The sequence below is a fragment of the Bacillus sp. EU52 genome (assembly GCF_037964975.1).
Lineage (GTDB): Bacteria > Bacillota > Bacilli > Bacillales > Bacillaceae > Bacillus > Bacillus subtilis.
The window spans coordinates 1,824,935-1,846,516 of record NZ_CP150177.1; the positions used below are offsets into that span (position 1 = coordinate 1,824,935).

Below are 21,582 nucleotides of genomic sequence, written 5' to 3' on the forward strand. Positions count from 1 at the left end.
GTTCATATTAAATCAAGCATTTGAAACGTAAATTGATGAGAAAAGCTCCTTTCATTAAAGACACCACTTTATAAATCGAAAAAAAGAAAAACACTTCAGGTATCTTACGGCGGGTAATACGCTTCGTGCAAAAAACAGCCCGTTGCATGAAAAAAGGATTGGCGAATGGAGAAAATAATGAGAAAGAAGCTCACTATAATACTTTGACAAAATGATTAAAAACAAAATCTCATGGTTTGTCCACCCCATGTCCGTGAATACAATAAGAAATAAAGTATTTCTCGGGAAAGCGCAGGATTCCTTATTGTTCCCGAAAAAAGCAATTGTTTCGACACATGATAGGCGTTTGTCACAATCGGCATCCGCTTGAATATCATATAGAGAGAACAGAGAGGTGAAGATGTTGGAGCGCGCTGTGACTTATAAAAACAACGGACAGATCAACATTATTCTGAACGGGCAAAAGCAGGTGCTGACGAATGCTGAGGCAGAGGCGGAATATCAGGCTGCATTGCAAAAAAACGAAGCAAAGCACGGCATTTTGAAGGAAATCGAAAAAGAGATGAGCGCATTAGTTGGGATGGAGGAAATGAAACGCAACATCAAGGAAATATACGCCTGGATTTTTGTGAACCAAAAACGCGCGGAGCAAGGCTTGAAGGTTGGAAAGCAAGCGCTGCACATGATGTTTAAAGGAAATCCGGGAACGGGAAAAACGACGGTTGCACGGCTCATCGGCAAGCTGTTCTTTGAAATGAATGTCCTGTCAAAAGGCCACTTAATAGAAGCGGAGCGGGCTGACCTGGTCGGGGAGTATATCGGACACACCGCCCAAAAGACGAGAGATTTAATCAAAAAGTCATTAGGTGGCATTTTGTTTATAGACGAAGCCTACTCGCTGGCAAGAGGCGGCGAAAAGGACTTTGGGAAAGAAGCGATCGACACACTTGTAAAGCATATGGAAGACAAACAGCATGAGTTTATTTTGATACTCGCTGGATATTCACGGGAAATGGATCATTTTCTCTCGTTAAATCCCGGTCTCCAATCAAGATTTCCCATCTCCATTGATTTTCCGGATTACTCTGTGACCCAGCTCATGGAGATTGCGAAACGAATGATCGATGAAAGGGAATACCAGCTCAGTCAAGAAGCGGAATGGAAATTGAAAGATTACTTAATGACAGTGAAAAGCACGACAAGCCCCATTAAATTCAGCAATGGACGTTTTGTCAGAAATGTGATCGAAAAATCGATCAGAGCACAAGCCATGAGGCTTTTAATGGGAGACCAATACTTAAAAAGCGACTTGATGACCATCAAAAGCCAAGATCTTTCCATTAAAGAAGAAGCATCTGGATCTGCATAGACCTCTCAGTTTTTGAGAGGTCTGTTTTTTGCTCGTATTTCCGCTTTTCAAAGCAATCGATTTGTGGTATACACATGCAGGGTTTGGTATGATAATACTACTGCCCAATATGCAAAAGAAAGGAACATCCATTTGAACGAACAAGAAACGATTCAGGAGAAAGCCATTTTAGTCGGATGTCAGCTGCCGCATATCACGGATGAGCATTTTGAAAATTCTATGGAAGAGCTAGCATCTCTGACGAAAACAGCAGACGGAAAAGTACTGACCAGCGTCACACAAAAACGGAACAGGGCTGACGCCGCTACATATATAGGAAAAGGGAAGGTAGAAGAGCTGAAGGCACTGGTGGAAGAGCTTGAAGCTGATCTCCTCATCTTTAATGATGAACTGTCGCCAAGTCAGCTGAAGTCATTGGCAACAGCAATTGAAGTGAAGATGATTGACCGCACGCAATTGATATTAGATATTTTTGCAAAGCGGGCGAGAACGAGAGAAGGCAAACTTCAAATTGAGCTGGCTCAGCTGCAATATGCACTGCCGCGTCTGACGGGACAAGGGATCAACCTTTCCCGGCAAGGCGGAGGAATTGGGGCAAGAGGTCCCGGGGAAACGAAACTGGAAACCGACCGCCGCCATATCAGAAATCGCATTCATGAAATCAACACACAGCTTTCCACTGTCATTCGCCATAGAAGCCGATACCGTGAAAGAAGAAAGAAAAACGGTGTGCTTCAAATTGCGCTTGTCGGCTATACAAACGCAGGGAAATCAACATGGTTCAACCGCCTGACGAGTGCTGACAGCTATGAAGAAGACCTCCTGTTTGCCACGCTCGATCCAATGACCAGAAAAATGGTCCTGCCAAGCGGCTACAGTGTTCTTCTTTCAGATACAGTAGGATTTATTCAGGATCTTCCGACGACATTGATTGCTGCATTCCGCTCAACGCTTGAGGAAGTAAAAGAAGCGGATTTGATCCTGCATTTAATTGATTCTTCAAATGAGGATTATGCGGGACATGAAAAAACAGTGCTTGGGCTTCTCGAGGAGCTTGAAGCAGATGATATCCCGATGCTGACGGCTTACAATAAACGTGATCAAAAACTGCCTGATTTTATACCGTCCGCCGGAAGGGATCACATTATGGTCAGTGCGAAATTTGAGGACGACGCTGCAGCCTTTAAAGAAGCGATTCAGCGCTATTTGCGCCAAGAACTGTTAACGTCTTTTGAAGCACATGTGCCGGCAAGTGAAGGGAAGCTCCTTTCCAGAATCAAATCGGAAACGATGGTAGACCGCTTCTATTTTAATGAAGAAAATGAACAGTATGACATATCCGGCTATGTCCAAGAAGAGCAAAGTATCATCGGTGAATTAAAGAAGTATATGTAGGAAGGAAATATAAAGACATGTTTGACACATTAACACACGGAGAATTATTGAAGAAAACGGCAATGGAAGTGGAAGCGGACATTGCCGGCATTCATAAACAAATAGAAGAAATCAGCGAGCGAAATGAGTGGAGAGTGCTTCAAAGCTATAGAAAACACAAAGTAAGCGACACTCATTTCACGCCGTCTACTGGATACGGCTATGATGATATCGGAAGAGACACGCTTGAAAGCATATATGCGGATGTGTTTGGCGGAGAAGCGGGGCTTGTAAGGCCGCAAATCATTTCAGGCACACATGCCATCTCGATTGCTTTGTTTGGTGTCCTCAGACCGGGGGACGAGCTCCTTTATATCACGGGCAAGCCGTATGATACACTCGAGGAAATTGTGGGCGTCAGGGGTGGAGAAAACGCTGGTTCGTTAAAGGATTTTCAAATCGGCTATAATGCGGTTGATCTGACGAAAGACGGAAAGATAGACTATGATGCAGTCGCCGCTGCGATCAATCCGAAGACAAAAGTAATCGGCATTCAGCGCTCAAAAGGATATGCGAATCGCCCTTCTTTCTTAATTAGTGAAATAAAAGAAATGATCCGTTTTGTAAAAGAAATCAATGAAAACCTGATCGTCTTTGTGGACAACTGTTACGGAGAATTTGTGGAAGAGCTTGAGCCTTGCCATGTCGGAGCCGATCTGATGGCGGGATCTCTCATTAAAAATCCCGGCGGCGGCCTTGCGAAAACAGGCGGCTACCTCGTCGGAAAAGCGAAATGGATTGAAGCTTGCTCATACCGTATGACGTCACCCGGCATCGGCAGAGAAGCGGGGGCATCTCTTTACTCGCTCCAAGAAATGTACCAAGGCTTCTTTTTGGCGCCTCACGTTGTGTCTCAAAGTTTAAAGGGAGCGGTGTTTACAGCGAGATTCCTTGAAAAACTGGGCTTCACTTCAAACCCGAAATGGGATGCGAAAAGAACGGATTTGATACAATCCGTTGAGTTTTCTGACAGAGAAAAGATGATTGCTTTTTGCCAGGCTATTCAATTTGCATCGCCAATCAATGCTCATGTGACGCCTTATCCAGCCTACATGCCGGGATACGAAGATGATGTCATTATGGCAGCAGGCACGTTTATTCAAGGAGCAAGCATCGAATTATCAGCTGATGGCCCTATCCGCCCGCCGTATGTAGCGTATGTTCAGGGAGGATTAACCTATTCGCATGTGAAGAATGCCATATGCAGTGCAGTGGATTCATTGATGGAAAAGCAATTAATTTAAATTTTTTAAAAATTTCTCTGGATTTGATGTTAAGAATCCTTACATCGTATTGACACATAATATAACATCACCTATAATGAAACTAAGTTAAGAAAAGGAGGAAATTGAGATGAGTGATAATATTCGCCGCTCAATGCCTTTATTTCCAATAGGAATTGTCATGCAGTTAACTGAGTTATCAGCAAGACAAATTCGATATTATGAGGAAAATGGACTGATATTTCCAGCCAGAAGTGAAGGGAATAGACGATTATTTTCATTTCATGATGTAGATAAACTGTTAGAAATCAAGCACCTGATAGAACAAGGTGTAAACATGGCAGGAATTAAACAGATTCTGGCGAAAGCCGAAGCCGAGCCAGAGCAAAAACAAAGCGAGAAGACGAAAAAATCAATGAAACATGATCTGTCCGATGACGAACTGAGACAGCTCCTGAAAAACGAGCTCATGCAAGCCGGCCGTTTTCAAAGAGGGAATACATTCCGTCAAGGCGACATGTCCCGCTTCTTTCATTAATCCGTTAGCAACTGTTTTGCTATATACATTTACCTTTTAAGAGGAGGAATTTTACCAAATGGCAAAGTACACTAGAGAAGATATCGAAAAATTAGTAAAAGAAGAAAACGTGAAGTATATCCGCCTTCAATTTACTGACATTCTTGGAACAATCAAGAATGTTGAGATTCCTGTAAGCCAGCTTGGAAAAGCGCTTGATAATAAAGTCATGTTTGACGGTTCTTCTATTGAGGGATTCGTTCGTATCGAAGAGTCAGACATGTACCTGTATCCAGATCTAAATACATTTGTTATCTTCCCATGGACAGCTGAAAAAGGTAAAGTAGCACGTTTCATCTGTGATATTTATAATCCGGATGGCACACCTTTTGAAGGTGACCCGCGAAACAACTTAAAACGGATTCTGAAAGAAATGGAAGACCTCGGCTTCAGTGATTTTAACCTTGGGCCTGAGCCTGAATTCTTCTTATTCAAATTGGACGAAAAAGGCGAGCCGACGCTTGAACTAAACGACAAAGGCGGATATTTCGACTTAGCTCCAACTGATTTAGGAGAAAACTGCCGCCGCGATATCGTACTTGAGCTTGAAGAGATGGGCTTTGAAATCGAAGCGTCTCACCACGAAGTAGCACCTGGTCAGCACGAAATCGACTTTAAATATGCTGGAGCAGTCCGCTCTTGTGATGACATCCAAACATTTAAACTAGTTGTCAAAACAATTGCCCGCAAACACGGTCTGCATGCGACATTTATGCCAAAACCATTGTTCGGTGTGAACGGTTCAGGTATGCACTGCAATCTATCACTCTTCAAAAATGGTGTTAACGCATTCTTTGACGAAAACGCAGATCTTCAGTTAAGTGAAACAGCGAAACACTTCATTGCAGGTATCGTGAAGCACGCAACAAGCTTTACAGCAGTAACAAACCCGACAGTAAACTCTTACAAACGCCTTGTTCCTGGCTATGAAGCACCTTGCTATGTAGCATGGAGCGCGCAAAACAGAAGCCCGCTTATCCGTATCCCGGCTTCCCGCGGCATCAGCACACGTGTTGAAGTACGCAGCGTAGACCCAGCTGCTAACCCGTACCTTGCACTTAGCGTATTGCTTGCTGCAGGATTAGACGGAATCAAAAACAAACTGGAAGCGCCGGCTCCAATCGACCGCAACATCTATGTGATGAGCAAAGAAGAGCGCATGGAAAACGGAATCGTTGACCTTCCAGCAACACTTGCGGAAGCGCTAGAAGAATTCAAATCAAACGAAGTCATGGTAAAAGCGCTGGGCGAGCACCTATTCGAACACTTCATCGAAGCAAAAGAAATCGAATGGGATATGTTCCGCACGCAAGTACATCCTTGGGAACGCGAACAGTATATGTCTCAGTATTAATCTCTCAATCCCTTGGCACTAAAGGTGTCAGGGGATTTTTTATGTTAATAGGTAATAAATTATGGAGCGGCACTGCTAAAAAGCAGGGTCACTTTTAGTCTATGTCACTAATAATTCTATGTACTAAATTTTCAATTAGGGAAATAATTCCACGCTTAAGGAAGCAATACGCATAAATAATTCGACAAATTCTGTGATAATTCCATTGTTCAATACTTCTACCAGCAATAATAAGATGAGTGAGGTGGATGTTTATCATTGACACAATCACCAAATAAATCCATAATTACGTTGAAATCTAAATCAATTTTCAAAAAGGAGATTTCTATAAAAAAATTGACTATCTTCTCCGGGGGATTAGGAGCGGTTTTTTCTGTACTGGCTCAACTGTTTGCTGTTATAGATGATTCTTACACTTTGGGGAATTTATGTTTTTAGGTGCTTTGGCGGGAATTATAACCATGCTTGCTTCAATCCAGACAAATAATAAACCAGTCTTCAGCATATTATTAATTGCTAGTTCAGTAATAGGTCTACTTGGAACGGGTCTTGTATACATCATACCAACACTGTTCAATATAATAATAATTTATAAATTTTCAAAAGTAAGCCAATGGAAAAATTAAGGTTCTTTTTTTATTTAACATCCCTTTGACAAGGTCGGTGATGAATCGCAGAATGTTTATGCTTGCAACTGGTCCACACAGCTGGGGCTTCCGTGGGCATGATTATCGAACGCCATGTTTCTAGGATACCGGAATTGAAACATTTGCTGAGACATTTCGTGAAGCTGATCACCAAATGACCATTTTCATAGAGGCACGTCTAAAGAAGCTATCATAGGAGGACAATACTGTGTGGAAAGCTTTAAGTCAATTACTCAAGAAACAGAAAAATCAAAGTCCACTCGATGAGGGTTATATACAGATTCCAGAAAAGGATATAAATCAAGAATTAAAGCAAGTGATATTTGAGTTGGAGAGCCTGGGGGAAGTAGTATCGAAAAAGCTGCAGAATAAGTATGCAGGTGTTTTTGAAGCTCAGGATAAACCAAATCTCAGCATCAAAGTTTGTAGAGATATAGATGGAGATGTGCTAAATGATTTTACAGCTGAGAGATGTTTTGAAAAAGAATACCGTTCACAAATAGCAATTAATTACTATCAACCTGCAATAGTCTGTGATGATGAAGAATTAGACTGTTTCACAATGGATTTGTGGTATTACTACGGTGGATATAAAGGGACGGGTTGTGGAACTTTATTCGATTTAAATAATAATGACTTAGAAAAAGAAATTGAAGAGGCGCTAATATTTTTACTCAATGACAAACAATTCGAGAAATAAAAAAGAAAGCCGCAAAGCGCTTTCAATCAACTGATGAAGCTAAGAAAAGCTTTTAAGAATTAGCTGACTTGGGTGACAGCGAGTTTTCCGGGAAGGGTGCAGACAACATTAAAGCATTTGATCTTGATCATGCCGGCATTACAGATCAATGTATCGATCGGATTGACATGGAAATTGCTTTCTTAAGCATCATTTCTGCAAAACTTGTAAGTGCAAAGATGTGAAGATGCTTACATAGAAGAGTCCTTTTTAAAACATGAGCTGGCTAACGATTACACAAAATCAAAATTCATTATGTCTGAACAAAAGAAAACGATGAAAGACATTCTGAATAACATCATTGAATAAATATCTTAAGAGGATAAAAAAGTGAATTGGTCAAAGGAATTGAAATATTTAAAAGGGCTATTAGGCTCCAAAACGCTTGCAAAAGATTTAAAAATCCAAATGAATGTTTAAGTATTTGTTTTCAGGTTTAGTGATAACTATGTCTATACTTAAAATTATATCCATTTGATAATCCAGAGAGAAAACCTTAATGTCCCGTTTAATAGGGGAAAGAACTATGATATCTCCTAGTCACCAATATATAAGAAATGGGACAAGCAAAGATTTGTTAGGCGCAACTTTAATTAAATAAATAAAATAGCAATCTTGTGATAATAGTAGCTAAGCTGTTGGTACCCTTGCCAGCAGCTTTTATAAAACGTTTTTTTGACTTCGAGTTGCTCTTTCTTAGTCTGATAAAACTTCTTCATTAGCGTCCGCTTCTCAATCTAGGATATGTGAAATCCTCAATCGCATTGCAAATTCCCGAAAAGCTTTTTCTGTCTTTAAATCAAGTCCAAACTTCATTCTCTCGGCCGTCTAAGAAGCTAATTTACTGCTTCTTCTTTTCAGGTTCCATGTACCGGTCTTTACAGTGTCTGGGAGAAAAAGTGATTCGGGGCATTCATCTTTTTTTATTTCAGCTAGCGAAGTGAAAGACCGATGGCATTTTTCCTGCATATAATAGCTGGAACTATTCAAAAAGGCAGGGAATGAAGTTGAGTGAATGATGTGATTGTAAATGGAGGTTTTGAAACAGGCAATCTGACGGGCTGGGCTTCTGCAAATACATCCGTTATTAATACTTTTGCCCATTCTGGAAGATATTCCACACAGTTTATCAGTAGCCAGCCGTATGCTTTTTTAGGGCAGATCGTGCCTGTCGTTTCTGGACAATCTCTGATATTCATCGTTTCGCTTGGGAGAATTGGAAACAATTCAAGTCCCCAAGTAACTATACAAATTTTATTTGTTAACAGTGAAGGCGAAGAGATTGAAGGCGGACAGGAAATTATCATTGCTTCCGGAAATTTGCCAAATGTCTCATTTAATACATGGAATGAAATATATAGAACAATTGAAACCCCCGCTGAAGCAGTAAACGCAGTAGTGGTAATAAGCAAAACTACTTTTGGGTCTGTTCTAATTGATGATGTTTCTTTAATAGAGTCTGCTGGGGGAATTGGACCGACTGGACCAACAGGAGCAACGGGAGCAACAGGTGCAACGGGAGCAACGGGAGCAACAGGAGCAACGGGAGCAACGGGAGCAACAGGTGCAACGGGAGCAACGGGAGCAACAGGTGCAACGGGAGCAACGGGAGCAACAGGTGCAACGGGATCAACAGGAGCAACCGGAGCAACAGGTGCAACGGGATCAACAGGAGCAACAGGTGCAACGGGAGCAACAGGTGCAACAGGATCCACTGGAGCCACTGGCGCGACCGGAGAAACAGGATCAACAGGATCAACAGGAGAAACTGGAGTAACTGGTGCAACAGGATCAACCGGAGCAACCGGAGCAACTGGGCCAACCGGAGTAACTGGAGAAACAGGACCAACCGGTCCAACAGGAGAAACTGGATCAACCGGATCAACAGGAGCCACAGGAACAACAGGAGAAACTGGTGCAACGGGAGAAACAGGAGTAACAGGAGTAACGGGAGTAACCGGTCCAACAGGAGTAACGGGAGAAACTGGCGTAACTGGGCCAACCGGAGCAACAGGATCAACAGGAGCCACAGGAGTAACAGGGGCAACTGGTGCAACGGGAGCAACGGGAGTAACAGGATCAACCGGAGCAACTGGCGCAACCGGAGTAACGGGAGAAACAGGAGTAACAGGAGTAACGGGAGTAACCGGTCCAACAGGAGTAACGGGAGAAACTGGCGTAACTGGGCCAACCGGAGCAACAGGATCAACAGGAGCCACAGGAGTAACAGGGGCAACTGGTGCAACGGGAGCAACGGGAGTAACAGGATCAACCGGAGCAACTGGCGCAACCGGAGTAACGGGAGTAACAGGGGCAACTGGAGCAACAGGAGAAACCGGATCAACTGGAGTAACAGGATCAACCGGAGCAACCGGAGTAACCGGAGCAACTGGTGTAACAGGAGAAACTGGCGCAACCGGAGTAACCGGTCCAACAGGATCAACAGGATCAACAGGAGCAACTGGTGCAACGGGAGTAACCGGAGCAACCGGATCAACGGGAGCTACTGGAGTAACAGGTGCAACCGGAGCTACAGGAGTAACAGGAGAAACCGGAGCAACCGGAGTAACCGGAGAAACTGGTGCAACTGGAGAAACTGGCGCAACAGGAGTAACCGGAGTAACCGGTCCAACAGGATCAACAGGAGTAACCGGAGTAACAGGAGAAACTGGCGCAACAGGAGTAACCGGTCCAACTGGAGAAACTGGCGCAACAGGAGTAACCGGTCCAACAGGATCAACAGGAGCAACTGGAGATACAGGAGCAACTGGCACAACAGGATCAACAGGATCAACTGGATCAACAGGATCAACCGGAGCAACTGGTGCAACGGGAGTAACTGGAGCCACTGGTGCAACCGGAGCAACTGGTGCAACGGGAGTAACCGGAGCCACTGGAGTAACAGGATTAACTGGATCAACCGGATCAACTGGAGAAACTGGAGTAACAGGTGCAACTGGAGATACAGGACCAACCGGTCCAACAGGAGCAACGGGAGTAACAGGTGCAACCGGATCAACGGGATCAACAGGAGTAACAGGATCAACAGGATCAACCGGAGTAACAGGATCAACCGGACCAACAGGATCAACGGGAGTAACCGGAGCCACTGGCACAACTGGCACAACAGGAGCAACAGGAGCAACAGGTGCAACCGGAGAAACTGGTGCAACCGGAGAAACTGGCGCAACAGGAGTAACCGGTCCAACTGGAGAAACAGGATCAACCGGATCAACCGGATCAACCGGATCAACCGGATCAACCGGAGCAACTGGATCAACCGGAGCAACTGGTGCAACAGGATCAACCGGACCAACAGGATCAACCGGACCAACAGGATCAACGGGAGTAACCGGAGCCACTGGCACAACTGGCACAACAGGAGCAACAGGAGCAACAGGAGCAACCGGAGTAACCGGAGAAACTGGTGCAACCGGAGAAACTGGCGCAACAGGAGTAACCGGTCCAACTGGAGAAACAGGATCAACAGGAGTAACCGGTCCAACAGGATCAACAGGCGCAACAGGAGTAACAGGAGTAACAGGATCAACAGGATCAACGGGAGCAACAGGAGTAACAGGAGCAACAGGAGTAACAGGTGCAACCGGATCAACGGGATCAACAGGAGTAACAGGAGTAACCGGATCAACGGGAGTAACCGGAGCCCCTGGAGCAACCGGATCAACGGGAGCTACTGGAGTAACAGGTGCAACCGGAGCTACAGGAGTAACAGGAGAAACCGGAGCAACGGGAGTAACCGGAGCCACAGGAGCCACAGGAGTAACAGGATCAACCGGATCAACAGGAGCAACGGGAGTAACAGGTGCAACCGGATCAACAGGAGTAACCGGAGTAACAGGAGAAACTGGCGCAACAGGAGTAACCGGTCCAACTGGAGAAACAGGATCAACAGGAGTAACCGGTCCAACCGGATCAACAGGAGCCCCTGGAGCAACCGGATCAACGGGAGCTACTGGAGCAACCGGATCAACGGGAGCTACTGGAGCAACAGGAGAAACCGGATCAACTGGAGTAACAGGTGCAACCGGAGCAACAGGAGTAACCGGAGCAACTGGTGTAACAGGAGAAACTGGCGCAACAGGAGTAACCGGTCCAACAGGATCAACAGGATCAACAGGAGCAACTGGTGCAACGGGAGTAACCGGAGCAACCGGATCAACGGGAGCTACTGGAGTAACAGGTGCAACCGGAGCTACAGGAGTAACAGGAGAAACCGGAGCAACCGGAGTAACCGGAGAAACTGGTGCAACAGGAGAAACTGGCGCAACAGGAGTAACCGGAGTAACCGGTCCAACCGGATCAACAGGAGTAACCGGAGTAACAGGAGAAACTGGCGCAACAGGAGTAACCGGTCCAACTGGAGAAACTGGCGCAACAGGAGTAACCGGTCCAACAGGATCAACAGGAGCAACTGGAGATACAGGACCAACCGGTCCAACAGGAGTAACAGGATCAACAGGTCCAACAGGACCAACCGGTGAAACTGGAGCAACCGGACCAACCGGTGAAACTGGAGCAACCGGACCAACCGGATCAACGGGAGTAACCGGAGCCACTGGAGTAACCGGATTAACTGGATCAACAGGAGCCACTGGATCAACAGGATCAACGGGAGCTACTGGAGCAACAGGAGAAACAGGAGCAACTGGAGTAACAGGTGCAACCGGAGCTACAGGAGTAACAGGAGAAACCGGATCAACGGGAGCTACTGGAGTAACAGGTGCAACCGGAGCTACAGGAGTAACAGGAGAAACTGGCGCAACAGGAGTAACCGGTCCAACCGGATCAACCGGATCAACCGGATCAACCGGAGCAACTGGTGCAACGGGAGCAACGGGAGTAACTGGAGCCACTGGTGCAACAGGATCAACCGGAGCAACCGGTCCAACCGGATCAACCGGAGTAACCGGAGTAACAGGTGCAACAGGACCAACAGGACCAACAGGACCAACCGGTTCAACCGGGGCAAATCCACAGCTGTTTTACAGTGAAATAGCAGGCCCCGTTCCGCTTGCTATTAACGGTACTGAAACGTCGATTGGTACTTTAAGTGTGCCAACAGTCGCAGGACAATTAATAAAATTAGACCTTGCCATTTCTGTAGATGTTACAACGACAGCTAACTCAAACTTTACTTTTCAAACCAGAATTTATAGAAACGGAGTATTAGTAGATACACGCTCCGTCCAAAGAAATATCAGCGCTGCAATTACGTCAAGATTTCCAATTGCTACAACGTATGTAGATGCTACCACGGTCACAGGCACGACTTCTTATGAGATTAGGATAATCTTCACAACAGTAAGTAATGTGAGTGGCAGCAACGCACTAAACCTAGATATAAATGCTATTAGGTTCCCTTAATAATAGAGAATTAAAAAATCACTTTTTTAAAAAAATTCAAGCATATGAAACAAGAAACCTACTTTTAAACAGTAGGTTTCTTTGTCGTGGTATTGAAACCTTATCATGTCTCGGAATATCCCTCCAAAAATTTTTTAAGGTAATAAGAATACTGGTCTGTATCAAACTCGTTGCCGCATGCATGTAAGACCCAAGGCTCTTTCTGATGAGGGATGCCCACTATATATCCTTTTTTTCTGAACTCAAAACATTGAGAAGTATCATATAAATGCCATCCGTTAAAAATATCTTTTCGCCATGGAACATCGTACTGAGTCGCCAGTAATAAACCGTCTAATGCTTGAACTGCTTTCACAGTTTCATCAATTTCATCAAATAATAAATAGTTGTACGTGCTGCGGTATTCAATGACTTTTCCGGCTTTTTTAGAAGCCTCCCACCAAATCCCGCTTTGCGGCACTTCTTCAGCTCCTATAACGCCTATCATGCCAAGCTGATCATTCTGCTGAAAGACATGGAGAATATCATAAATAAAGGAACGATTGATGATAAATGTGTCCTGATGTAAATACACTTTATATTTTGAGTCAGAGTCCTCCATTGCCGCCTGGTAGCCGGACGCCATACTGTCTGCGTCTCGGATATTGATTAATTCTACCTTCATATGCGGCGGTACAGAAAGAGACTGAAGATGTCTTAGACAGAGATCATAAAGGGTATCGTCATTCACACATGTAATAAAGCTAATTGAATTTTCGTTTGTATGCTGATTCATCTTTTCTCTGCCTTTATGACATATTGATAGGCTCTGGCCTCCTCCTCAAGATCTGCATGGTGAATTCCCATGCATGATCTGACATAAGCAAGTTTGCTGATCATTTTTTCATAATAATGAGTCGTAAAAACAATAGGCTCGATTTGGATGATCTTGTAGCCTGTTTCATGAAACATCTTTTTCATTTCCTCCAAGGTGAAAAAACGGAAGTGTGTTTTATCGAGCAGCCCTGCCTGTATATACGTCCATTTGCCGGACAGCAGACTTTCGAAAATCGAGATATGTCCGATATTCGGGATGCTTGCCAAGATACTCCCTGTTTCTTTTACATAAGGCTTGATGTTACCTAAAACTGCCCACGGGTCTATTAAGTGCTCCAGAACATCACCGAAGATAATGTGATCAAATGTGTTTTTTTGAAAAGGCAGCTTCAGTGTTTCAATGTCTCCCGTTATTACTTCGTCAATATAATGTGTTGCTTTTTCGGCAGCTGGTGGATAAGACTCGATCCCATAATAGGAGCAATTCGTTTTTTCCTTCACAGCTGCGCCAAACAAGCCTTCAGCACATCCGACTTCAAGAATGGTTTTCGCATGCGGTTCTATCAGATCAAATAGCTGCCAGTTGATGCCTTTGTAATACTCTTTATCTTTTAGCTCATACTCTTTCATAGAATCAGCAAGTGAATTTTTATTGATTTCCATGATGTTCACCCCCGGAGCCGGTCTGCATCTTTAGAATATCTTCAAAATATTTTTTGTTGGCTAGCATTCTTGAATCATGGGGACGGTATTGCAATGCCGATTCATTATGCTGATAGGCAAGCTGATGCTGGCCGAGTTTATCGTAGCAGACGGCTAATTGCAGGTGGGGAAGCCAGGTCGCGCAGGCGCGGTTTTGAAAAGCCAGGTTTTCTGCTCCTTTGTTTTCTATTGCTTTTTCATACCAATAGACCGCACTCTGAAAATCGTTTTTTTCTAAAAAAGAGTATCCCAGCCTGCAGCAGGTTTCTGCTCTAGGCGGTCCATAGACGAGCGTGTGGAGCACCCAGCTTAATTCTTTTTCCTTCAGCCCCAGTGAATGGTAGCAGTCTGCTAATTTATTGCACGCTCTGATATTATCCTCGACCCATCCCTGCTTCGTTTGTAAAAAACGTAAATAGTACATAATCGCTTGCTCCATTTTTCCGTGATCACACAACTCGTTCGCATAGTAAAATAAATCTCTTGGAGAAAAATCCTTTCCTGACGAGGCCATTTTTTCATAAATTCGGAGGTTGCGATCTGCGTCATGACTAAGTGGCAGGTGAGAAACCGCTGCATCACTGTGGTGGAGTTTCCCATATACTTCTAGGTATTCATGAACCGCGCCGATCCATTTAAAGCTCTTTTCTCGTTTTACGAGCCGGTATCTCCTTAAGCTGGATGTGACGTTATTTTCTTCATCAAAAGCCAAATGGTATTTCATTGAGACCGCGTCTATATCCGGGTCAAGCGTTCTTTTTAAATCCAATAACAGCTCTTGATCTTTCTTGGTAAACACGTCGTCGGCGTCAAGCCATAAGATATAGTCGGATGTCGCCTGCTGAAACGAAAAATTTCGGGCTGCCGCAAAATCGTCAATCCATTTAAAATCAAAGATTCGGTCTGTATAGCGAGCAGCAATGTCTTTCGTCTTGTCAACTGACCCGGTATCCACAATATTGATCTCATCAGCTATCTCCTGCACAGAATCTAAGCATCGGCCAATAACAGCCTCTTCATTTTTTACAATCATGCATAAACTGATTGAAATCACATCGCCACCTCCGTTTTATTCTGTTTTTTCTTTATGGCATGGACAAACATGTAATCAATATGGGCATGTTTTGACAAGTGATCCAAAGACAAACCAAATTGCCCGGCAAGGAATTGAAGTTCTTGTAAAAAGAGCTGTATGTTTGATCCAGTATCGGAGGAATGGGAGGTGATGGATTTTATGTCATAAAGATATTCAGGAAATAGGGTATTTACGTTGCGAGGTGTGATGAAATGTGTGTACGTCGATGCACCACATAATAAAGAGAAAAATGTATCTGCATAGGCAGTATTTGGGATGCTGCAAATCAGCGAGCCAGAAGGCTTTAGATAAACGGCAAGAGTCTCAATTGTATGTCTGGGATTTTTTGAGCAGTTTAAAAGGTCACCGATCAAAATTACATCGAAAAAGGACTCAGGGTAAGGGAGGTCGCATGTTTCCACATCTGCCGAAATGACTTGTTCGTAATAGGGGCTTGCAATGGTCTGTAATAACTCATCCTTTTCAATCCCATACAATAAACAGGATTGCCGGTTCAAAAGTTCTGTCCCCGCAGCTCCCGTGCCGCAACCGATATGTAAGATAGAGTCGGCTTCCGCTGGCACAAGTGCTGTCAGCTGGGGCTGGGAGTCAAAGAATGTTGTTACATCCACCTTCCATTTATCGATGAAGCGTTGCCGGTTTTCTTCATATGATTGACTGATGCTTAAATCTGGATTGCCTGTAAACGTGGCATGACCGTGATGGTGGACAAACGAATCAAGAGCGATTTTTAGCTGATACCCCGCTTGCAGTACGCGGAGGCTTAAATCATCATCTTCAAATGAACCGCCTACAAAACGTTCATCAAAACCGCCAACTTGATCCAACACCTTCTTTTTGACAAGCAGGCAAAATCCGACCAGTCTCAATACAGCTTTTGACCTGCCTCGCTGCTGCAAACAGTAAAGACGAGAAAAATCTTCAATTTCTTCAACGTTTGTATAGTTAACGGGAACTTGCTGCGGACCGCTGACATAATTGCTTACAGGCCCGACCATGCCGATTTTATCATCCTGATAAAGCAGCTTGATCATTGGCTCCAGCCATTGATTTGTTACAACAGTATCATTGTTTAAAAAAAGAATATTGTCCCCTGAGGCAACTTCAAGACCCTGATTACAGGCTTTTGCGAAGCCTTCGTTCGTCTTATTAAAAATCGCCTTAATTGAAGTTATCTGTTTGAGGTAGTCACGTGTACCGTCATGAGAGCCGTTATCTATAACAATTACTTCTATACAGTCATTATTCGTATGCTTCCATATGCTCTCCAAGCATTGTTTTGTTAAAGCTAATTGATTATAAGTCAGAACAATAATACTCGTTTTCACTATAACCTCCGCCCTTCGCCATATCATTCGGATACTATATGTATATCGTAATGTTCAGACGGAATGATTCTTTCCTGTAAAAAGGAGAATGCTGCTTAAACGTAAAAATGTGAATGGTTTTTTAAAGAAAAAGTCGATGAATTTGTTTTACATTTAGTTTTCCCTTAAGGGGATCAACAAGGTTGGGGAATTCAGGGAAATAGGGATGATAAGTTGCCTTAACCAGTTTGTATGAAAGTTATATTTAATTCTTTCTGTATTAAATGGTGAATTAGGAGTTATATATTTAAAGGAGAATACCGATGAGGGCATTATTTTATTTAATACGTTTATAGCAGGGGAGAAGGACGAAATATCGGTCAGATAGAAATTTTTATATAGGTTTCGTGACTTTAAAGGGATCAATTATGATTTATAGAATGTTTTTTGTAACTCAAACTAGTTGAGTACTACTTTAGAAAGAATCATCGTGTAAATATAAACAATGATAATTTAATGAAATGGACATCAATGGTGTTTCCAGAACATTTAACGTAGTTTAAATAAGATTTGATTGAAGTATCAGAAATTGAAAAAACGTCCTTAGATGAGCAACATATTGAAGAGATGGATCTTCTAGTCTATGAGGCACTTGAATTTAACAAAGAATTGCTATCGAGACTATTTGAGATGCGCCGTAAATCCACAAACTTTAGAAGAAGAGATCATTTGCTCCAACACAAGCCCTCCTATATTAAATATGTGATATTTTATCATATTTAAATGAATAAGGAAGATTAATGTTATCTTAAAAAACAAAAAAGCCTCCTGTTAAATTAAGAGAAGGGTAAGGGAATTATTTTTGAGAATCATATTCCATTGCTTGTTCACAGTCAGAAATCCTTGAGTTGTTCTAGTAAGAGGCAATATTGTTGAATAAGGATAGTTTTAAAGAGGTTATTGTTGTCTTCATATTGAAATAAAGACTAAGTATATTAGAGGGGAGTTACTTTAATGCATATCACAACAAAAAGGTTATTGATACGTGAATTTGAATTCACAGATTGGCAGGCTGTATATGAGTATACATCTGATAGTAATGTAATGAAGTATATACCTGAAGGGGTTTTTACTGAAGAAGATGCAAAGGCATTTGTAAATAAAAACAAAGGTGATAACGCTGAAAAATTCCCTGTCATACTAATAGATGAAGACTTTCTTATAGGCCATATTGTTTTTTATAAGTATTTTGGTGAACATACATACGAAATTGGGTGGGTGTTTAATCCCAATTATCAAAATAAAGGGTATGCTTCTGAGGCAGCCCAAGCTATCTTGGAATATGGATTTAAAGAAATGAACTTACATAGGATTATAGCTACGTGTCAACCTGAGAATATTCCTTCATACCGAGTTATGGAGAAGATCGGAATGAGAAGAGAAGGATTTTTTAAAAAATGTATTCCGAAAGGCAATGAATGGTGGGATGAATATTATTACGCTATTTTAGAGGAAGAGTGGAATTGTAAGAGGGGGAATGCAGGAATTTGAAACCATAACAGCTATAGAACGTATAGTGATAGTAGGGCTTATAGTGCTTAATATGAATGATGTGAGAGGGGTATCCAAATGCAAATTCATCTCACCAAAAGCGGAAAACAAGACAATCATCATAAATGGTTAGGAACTGTCTTGCTCAGTTGGGGAACATTCGTATTTGCTTTGTTTTTTGCTACTTTAGTCGGTTCAATGGCTAGCCAAGCAGGAGCTTCCAAGCTTTTGAAGCAAGGCATCCAAGCAGGTTTAGTCACATTAATAACTGTCCCGTTGCTCTACATTCTTCTTAAACGGATGTCTAGTAGACCCTTTTATTCTATAGGACTGTCTGGGTGGCGGCAAGCCATTCCGAAAGCCATAATAGGAGCAATATATGTGATTGTACTATCCGGGTCTGGTTTCGCTATCGCCCATTTATTAGGCTGGATCAAAGTTACACAATTTCACTTCTCTGTCCATTTAGTGACAGCATTGCTCTTAAATATGATTATCGCTTTCTTTTATGAAGCTTTTCCAGAGGAATTAACTTTTCGGGGGACGGTGTACTATGCTCTAAATAAGCGTTGGAACTGTTTTATGGCCTTACTCCTACAGCCGATCCTGTTTGTGCTTGCACCAATAACTGTAAGTGGCTTGCAATATATAGTTGGAATTGAATCATCTGCTATCACATTAGATTACATTGTTTTATTGTTGGGTTTTGGATTCATCCTTCAACTCCTGCGTATTGTAACAGGAAGCTTATGGACGTCTATCGCTTTTCATCTAGCCTTTCTTGAAAATTCTCGGTTCTTCGTCCTGCAGGGGGAGGAGCGCTTTATTACCTATGAAGAAATTGTTCCGGGAACAGGTGCGCTGTTTGTGATCTTTTTTATGTTGCTTATTGTCGGTACTCTACTCTTAATACCTGTTGCGATAACTCGCCGAAATACTATTCAATGGCGGAAGAATGAGAAATGCGACCAAGATGTTTAATTTCTAAGTAGAACAGTAGTTTTAAGGAGGATCTAGACATTGTTGAAGAAGCATTCATTAAGAAAGAGGTTATAAACATGCAAGTTTTAAGGATCATATTTGTTCATGTCTTGTCCGCGTTATCAGCTGCTGTTGTTTATGTTTTTGGCATTGGTTATGACGGCTACATACCATACTTCCTAATAAGTGTTCTTCTCTTTATCTTTTATTTAATCTTTGCTGCACCTGTTCAATATTTCTTAAATCGCAATCCAAAAAGGTTTAACGCGAAATATTTACTCATATACATATTCTTTTCCTTCTTAGTATGGTTATTCTTCGCTTTCATTACTGATCCAAAAAACACCTTAAACTTTCTGATGGGATATGAAATATACTTGTTTAGTGTCTCATTTGCTGTAATATTTTGGATCTGGGACTCGGTTTTTCTGCAAAACATTGGGAGGGTAGCAGCGTAGCTTAAATCATCACAATCCTTTTCCTTATGCACGGTCAAAAAACCCTTTTATTTACCGAATTATTCCATAAATGGGTAAGGGAGAGAGGGATGAAAAGGGTTAATCGTTTAACTTTGGTTTGCTTAGGCTTAGTCTCAAGTTTTACTCTTCCGAATGCTGAAGCAAAGCTAACGGTGGATTAAACAAATGTAGACTTTGTTTTGAGCGAGGAATCAACAATTGTCTTCATGGCAGATAATTTCGACCGGAATTTTGACCGCACTTGGTTATAAATTCACAATACACAATAATAAAGACTGTACTCTAAATATGAAACTTAGCAGAATAGCTCTAACTGATGGATATTTTCAAGGAGCGAGAAAGAATTCCAGGAAGTTATTTGGACTACAGTGCAGCAGATCGAGTAGAAGGTGATCAGTTGGAAATAACAAAAAGTTCAGGCTGCGGCGATGTGTGGATAAAAGGTATTTATGGATTTGAACATGAAGAGCGGGATTATTAAATTCAGCGAGGTCAAAGATCCATTATAAACTTAATGATCATTTTAAGTGATCAAAAATAACTAAAAGGTGAGAATATGATTAAATCAAAGTTAAAAACGATTATAGACCAAAGAAAGATCAGTATCCGGAAACTTTCCAGAGATATTGCTCATGAGTATCCAACTGTCAGAAAGCTATATAATGACGAAATGGAGCGGTATCCGAGAGAGCTGTTTGATAAAGTCTGTCCCTATCAAAACATCGAACTGCATGAGTTGTTGATATTCCAAAAAGATCATATTCCTAAAGTGCGAATGTCTAAATGAAGATAATGGAGTATATGGAGGAAAGGTTTCAAAACCTCGAATTCATTCCTAGCATCTATAATCAATGGGGCATAGGAATCCATTTTTGTCTTGGGAAAAATATCTATCAACTCAAAGAAAATGAAGAATTGAATCTTAAGAGGTTCCAAGTTGTATATGAGCAAATAACAATCCTTTTTAATGAATTATTTGAACAAAACGATGACATATTCCTCGTGACGAATATGTATAAGCACAAGAAAGAGAAATGTATAAGAAAATTAAAGGTCTATCAACCGTTTCTAAAGTGTAAAAATCATTTGAATCAAATTCTGGTGAAGACATATCCCTACCCTTTCGAAATCAATAAAGCTGAAGAATACGAGATGCAACAATTTTCCTTGTTATGCAAACCTCGAGACTTACGTGTAACTGAATTACTTAAAGCAGCCAGTAACGAGGATTTTCCATTAAAACCGAAATTCGGAGGTTACTCTATTGATTACCCTGATGTTTTCTTTGTGAACATTACAAAAGACATTATTTTCTTTATCTATGATGATCGTGGATGTGAAGTCATAGCTCTTGATTTCAAACGAATACGTCCACTTTATGAAAAATATCACGACTGGGTAGAAGAGTATAAGTGCATGTAATACTCTTTTTTAATAGAAACTGAAAAAATCTAAGTTTTATATGGCTCTAGTTCAGTTCGACAAGCCATGGGACAACAGCTAAAATGGTTTTACGTAATTAGGGAAGGATTCTAAAGGTCGGGCTGAGAAATGAATGATTCAATTAGTTGTCCATTTCAAAAAACCATATGCTGATGATGAGGATTGGATTAAATTAAGTGTCAACAGAAAGGGATGGGAAATTTCAGAATTGCTTGACTTTACTTTATGATGAAAGGGGTCGAGTAAGATGGATAAAAAAAAGGATGAAATACAAAGAAAGTATAGGGAGCAAATGAGGGAGAAGAAAGAACGAGAAAAAGAAGATGGCAGTTCACATACTTTTGAAATTGTTGTTGTGCTAGCCATTATCATATTGATGTTTTTCTTTAATTCAGTATTTAAGGCTTTTTAGATATTGTACAGATGACTTTCAGGATTATTGAAAAAATAACCCTTTGAGGTATTAGTATTGAAGGACT

17 protein-coding genes and 4 pseudogenes are annotated in these 21,582 nt (G+C 42.0%); 17 read left to right on the forward strand and 4 right to left on the reverse strand.

Translation table 11 applies throughout. The features are described from left to right. Positions 1 to 400: 400 nt before the first annotated feature. The 9 genes and pseudogenes from spoVK (at position 401) to NSU05_RS09225 (ending at position 12,728) form a co-directional block, all read left to right on the forward strand. Positions 401 to 1,369 carry a stage V sporulation protein K gene (gene spoVK, locus NSU05_RS09185; RefSeq protein WP_003231746.1) on the forward strand — a complete coding sequence of 323 codons (969 nt, stop codon included), beginning with the start codon at positions 401 to 403 and terminating at the stop codon, positions 1,367 to 1,369. Positions 1,370 to 1,501: 132 nt separating this feature from the next. After that, positions 1,502 to 2,764 (forward strand): GTPase HflX, encoded by a 1,263-nt coding sequence (gene hflX, locus NSU05_RS09190; RefSeq protein WP_029317828.1) that lies wholly within the window; start codon positions 1,502 to 1,504, stop codon positions 2,762 to 2,764. Between the two features lie 17 nt (positions 2,765 to 2,781). Further along, complete coding sequence (locus tag NSU05_RS09195; RefSeq protein ID WP_029317829.1) at positions 2,782 to 4,047, forward strand: aminotransferase class I/II-fold pyridoxal phosphate-dependent enzyme; 1,266 nt, start codon at positions 2,782 to 2,784, stop codon at positions 4,045 to 4,047. 109 nt (positions 4,048 to 4,156) lie between these two features. Then, on the forward strand, positions 4,157 to 4,564 hold the full coding sequence (gene glnR, locus NSU05_RS09200) for a transcriptional repressor GlnR (protein WP_038429005.1): 408 nt from the start codon (positions 4,157 to 4,159) through the stop codon (positions 4,562 to 4,564). Positions 4,565 to 4,622: 58 nt separating this feature from the next. Beyond that, positions 4,623 to 5,957 (forward strand): type I glutamate--ammonia ligase, encoded by a 1,335-nt coding sequence (glnA, locus tag NSU05_RS09205; protein WP_003231737.1) that lies wholly within the window; start codon positions 4,623 to 4,625, stop codon positions 5,955 to 5,957. Positions 5,958 to 6,284: 327 nt separating this feature from the next. Further along, positions 6,285 to 6,583 (forward strand): annotated as a pseudogene (locus NSU05_RS09210) (hypothetical protein). Between the two features lie 229 nt (positions 6,584 to 6,812). Continuing rightward, positions 6,813 to 6,899: pseudogene (locus NSU05_RS09215) on the forward strand (hypothetical protein); the annotation flags it as partial. A 440-nt stretch (positions 6,900 to 7,339) separates the two neighbouring features. Continuing rightward, positions 7,340 to 7,643 (forward strand): annotated as a pseudogene (locus NSU05_RS09220) (T7SS effector LXG polymorphic toxin); the annotation flags it as partial. A gap of 711 nt (positions 7,644 to 8,354) precedes the next feature. Continuing rightward, positions 8,355 to 12,728 carry an NTTRR-F1 domain gene (locus tag NSU05_RS09225; protein WP_339204657.1) on the forward strand — a complete coding sequence of 1,458 codons (4,374 nt, stop codon included), beginning with the start codon at positions 8,355 to 8,357 and terminating at the stop codon, positions 12,726 to 12,728. Between the two features lie 103 nt (positions 12,729 to 12,831). On the opposite strand, the gene NSU05_RS09230 is transcribed toward NSU05_RS09225, so the two are convergent. From NSU05_RS09230 to NSU05_RS09245, 4 genes are read right to left on the reverse strand one after another with little or no spacing between them, the layout of a single operon-like run. Beyond that, positions 12,832 to 13,503, reverse strand: a complete 672-nt coding sequence (locus tag NSU05_RS09230) for a glycosyltransferase family protein (protein ID WP_038429007.1) — start codon at positions 13,501 to 13,503, stop codon at positions 12,832 to 12,834. Then, positions 13,500 to 14,207, reverse strand: a complete 708-nt coding sequence (locus NSU05_RS09235; protein ID WP_029726888.1) for a class I SAM-dependent methyltransferase — start codon at positions 14,205 to 14,207, stop codon at positions 13,500 to 13,502. The genes NSU05_RS09230 and NSU05_RS09235 overlap by 4 nt, the downstream gene beginning before the upstream one ends. Next, positions 14,194 to 15,300, reverse strand: a complete 1,107-nt coding sequence (locus NSU05_RS09240) for a glycosyltransferase (RefSeq protein WP_038429008.1) — start codon at positions 15,298 to 15,300, stop codon at positions 14,194 to 14,196. The genes NSU05_RS09235 and NSU05_RS09240 overlap by 14 nt, the downstream gene beginning before the upstream one ends. Beyond that, a complete protein-coding gene (locus NSU05_RS09245) occupies positions 15,297 to 16,673 on the reverse strand; it encodes a glycosyltransferase (RefSeq protein ID WP_052124613.1) in 1,377 nt (458 codons plus the stop codon). Before NSU05_RS09245 ends, NSU05_RS09240 begins: the two co-directional genes overlap by 4 nt. A gap of 546 nt (positions 16,674 to 17,219) precedes the next feature. Here NSU05_RS09245 and NSU05_RS09250 point away from each other — a divergent pair. The 8 genes and pseudogenes from NSU05_RS09250 to NSU05_RS09285 all read left to right on the forward strand — a co-directional run. Then, positions 17,220 to 17,336 (forward strand): annotated as a pseudogene (locus NSU05_RS09250) (YolD-like family protein); the annotation flags it as partial. A gap of 327 nt (positions 17,337 to 17,663) precedes the next feature. Continuing rightward, positions 17,664 to 18,200, forward strand: a complete 537-nt coding sequence (locus tag NSU05_RS09255) for a GNAT family protein (RefSeq protein WP_038429010.1) — start codon at positions 17,664 to 17,666, stop codon at positions 18,198 to 18,200. 78 nt (positions 18,201 to 18,278) lie between these two features. Continuing rightward, positions 18,279 to 19,181 carry a CPBP family intramembrane glutamic endopeptidase gene (locus NSU05_RS09260; RefSeq protein ID WP_038429011.1) on the forward strand — a complete coding sequence of 301 codons (903 nt, stop codon included), beginning with the start codon at positions 18,279 to 18,281 and terminating at the stop codon, positions 19,179 to 19,181. Positions 19,182 to 19,258: 77 nt separating this feature from the next. Next, positions 19,259 to 19,639 carry a UPF0715 family protein gene (locus NSU05_RS09265; RefSeq protein WP_029726895.1) on the forward strand — a complete coding sequence of 127 codons (381 nt, stop codon included), beginning with the start codon at positions 19,259 to 19,261 and terminating at the stop codon, positions 19,637 to 19,639. Positions 19,640 to 19,976: 337 nt separating this feature from the next. Continuing rightward, entirely contained in the window at positions 19,977 to 20,141 is a 165-nt protein-coding gene (locus NSU05_RS09270; protein WP_017697686.1) for a hypothetical protein, read from the forward strand. A 75-nt stretch (positions 20,142 to 20,216) separates the two neighbouring features. Beyond that, positions 20,217 to 20,447 (forward strand): helix-turn-helix transcriptional regulator, encoded by a 231-nt coding sequence (locus tag NSU05_RS09275; protein WP_339204661.1) that lies wholly within the window; start codon positions 20,217 to 20,219, stop codon positions 20,445 to 20,447. After that, complete coding sequence (locus tag NSU05_RS09280; RefSeq protein ID WP_038429013.1) at positions 20,444 to 21,082, forward strand: DUF3885 domain-containing protein; 639 nt, start codon at positions 20,444 to 20,446, stop codon at positions 21,080 to 21,082. The genes NSU05_RS09275 and NSU05_RS09280 overlap by 4 nt, the downstream gene beginning before the upstream one ends. A gap of 268 nt (positions 21,083 to 21,350) precedes the next feature. Beyond that, the gene (locus NSU05_RS09285; protein ID WP_003231681.1) at positions 21,351 to 21,515 is read left to right on the forward strand and encodes a hypothetical protein; all 165 of its coding nucleotides are present in this window, start codon (positions 21,351 to 21,353) and stop codon (positions 21,513 to 21,515) included. Positions 21,516 to 21,582: the final 67 nt, after the last annotated feature.

Coding starts and splice junctions, on each gene's coding strand:
- NSU05_RS09270 (WP_017697686.1), top strand. CDS start 19,977: ATGGATATTTTCAAGGAGCGAGAAAGAATTCCAGGAAGTTATTTGGAC.
- NSU05_RS09230 (WP_038429007.1), bottom strand. CDS start 13,503: ATGAATCAGCATACAAACGAAAATTCAATTAGCTTTATTACATGTGTG.
- NSU05_RS09195 (WP_029317829.1), top strand. CDS start 2,782: ATGTTTGACACATTAACACACGGAGAATTATTGAAGAAAACGGCAATG.
- NSU05_RS09255 (WP_038429010.1), top strand. CDS start 17,664: ATGCATATCACAACAAAAAGGTTATTGATACGTGAATTTGAATTCACA.
- glnR (WP_038429005.1), top strand. CDS start 4,157: ATGAGTGATAATATTCGCCGCTCAATGCCTTTATTTCCAATAGGAATT.
- glnA (WP_003231737.1), top strand. CDS start 4,623: ATGGCAAAGTACACTAGAGAAGATATCGAAAAATTAGTAAAAGAAGAA.
- NSU05_RS09285 (WP_003231681.1), top strand. CDS start 21,351: ATGGATAAAAAAAAGGATGAAATACAAAGAAAGTATAGGGAGCAAATG.
- NSU05_RS09275 (WP_339204661.1), top strand. CDS start 20,217: ATGATTAAATCAAAGTTAAAAACGATTATAGACCAAAGAAAGATCAGT.
- NSU05_RS09235 (WP_029726888.1), bottom strand. CDS start 14,207: ATGGAAATCAATAAAAATTCACTTGCTGATTCTATGAAAGAGTATGAG.
- NSU05_RS09265 (WP_029726895.1), top strand. CDS start 19,259: ATGCAAGTTTTAAGGATCATATTTGTTCATGTCTTGTCCGCGTTATCA.
- NSU05_RS09260 (WP_038429011.1), top strand. CDS start 18,279: ATGCAAATTCATCTCACCAAAAGCGGAAAACAAGACAATCATCATAAA.
- NSU05_RS09280 (WP_038429013.1), top strand. CDS start 20,444: ATGAAGATAATGGAGTATATGGAGGAAAGGTTTCAAAACCTCGAATTC.
- spoVK (WP_003231746.1), top strand. CDS start 401: ATGTTGGAGCGCGCTGTGACTTATAAAAACAACGGACAGATCAACATT.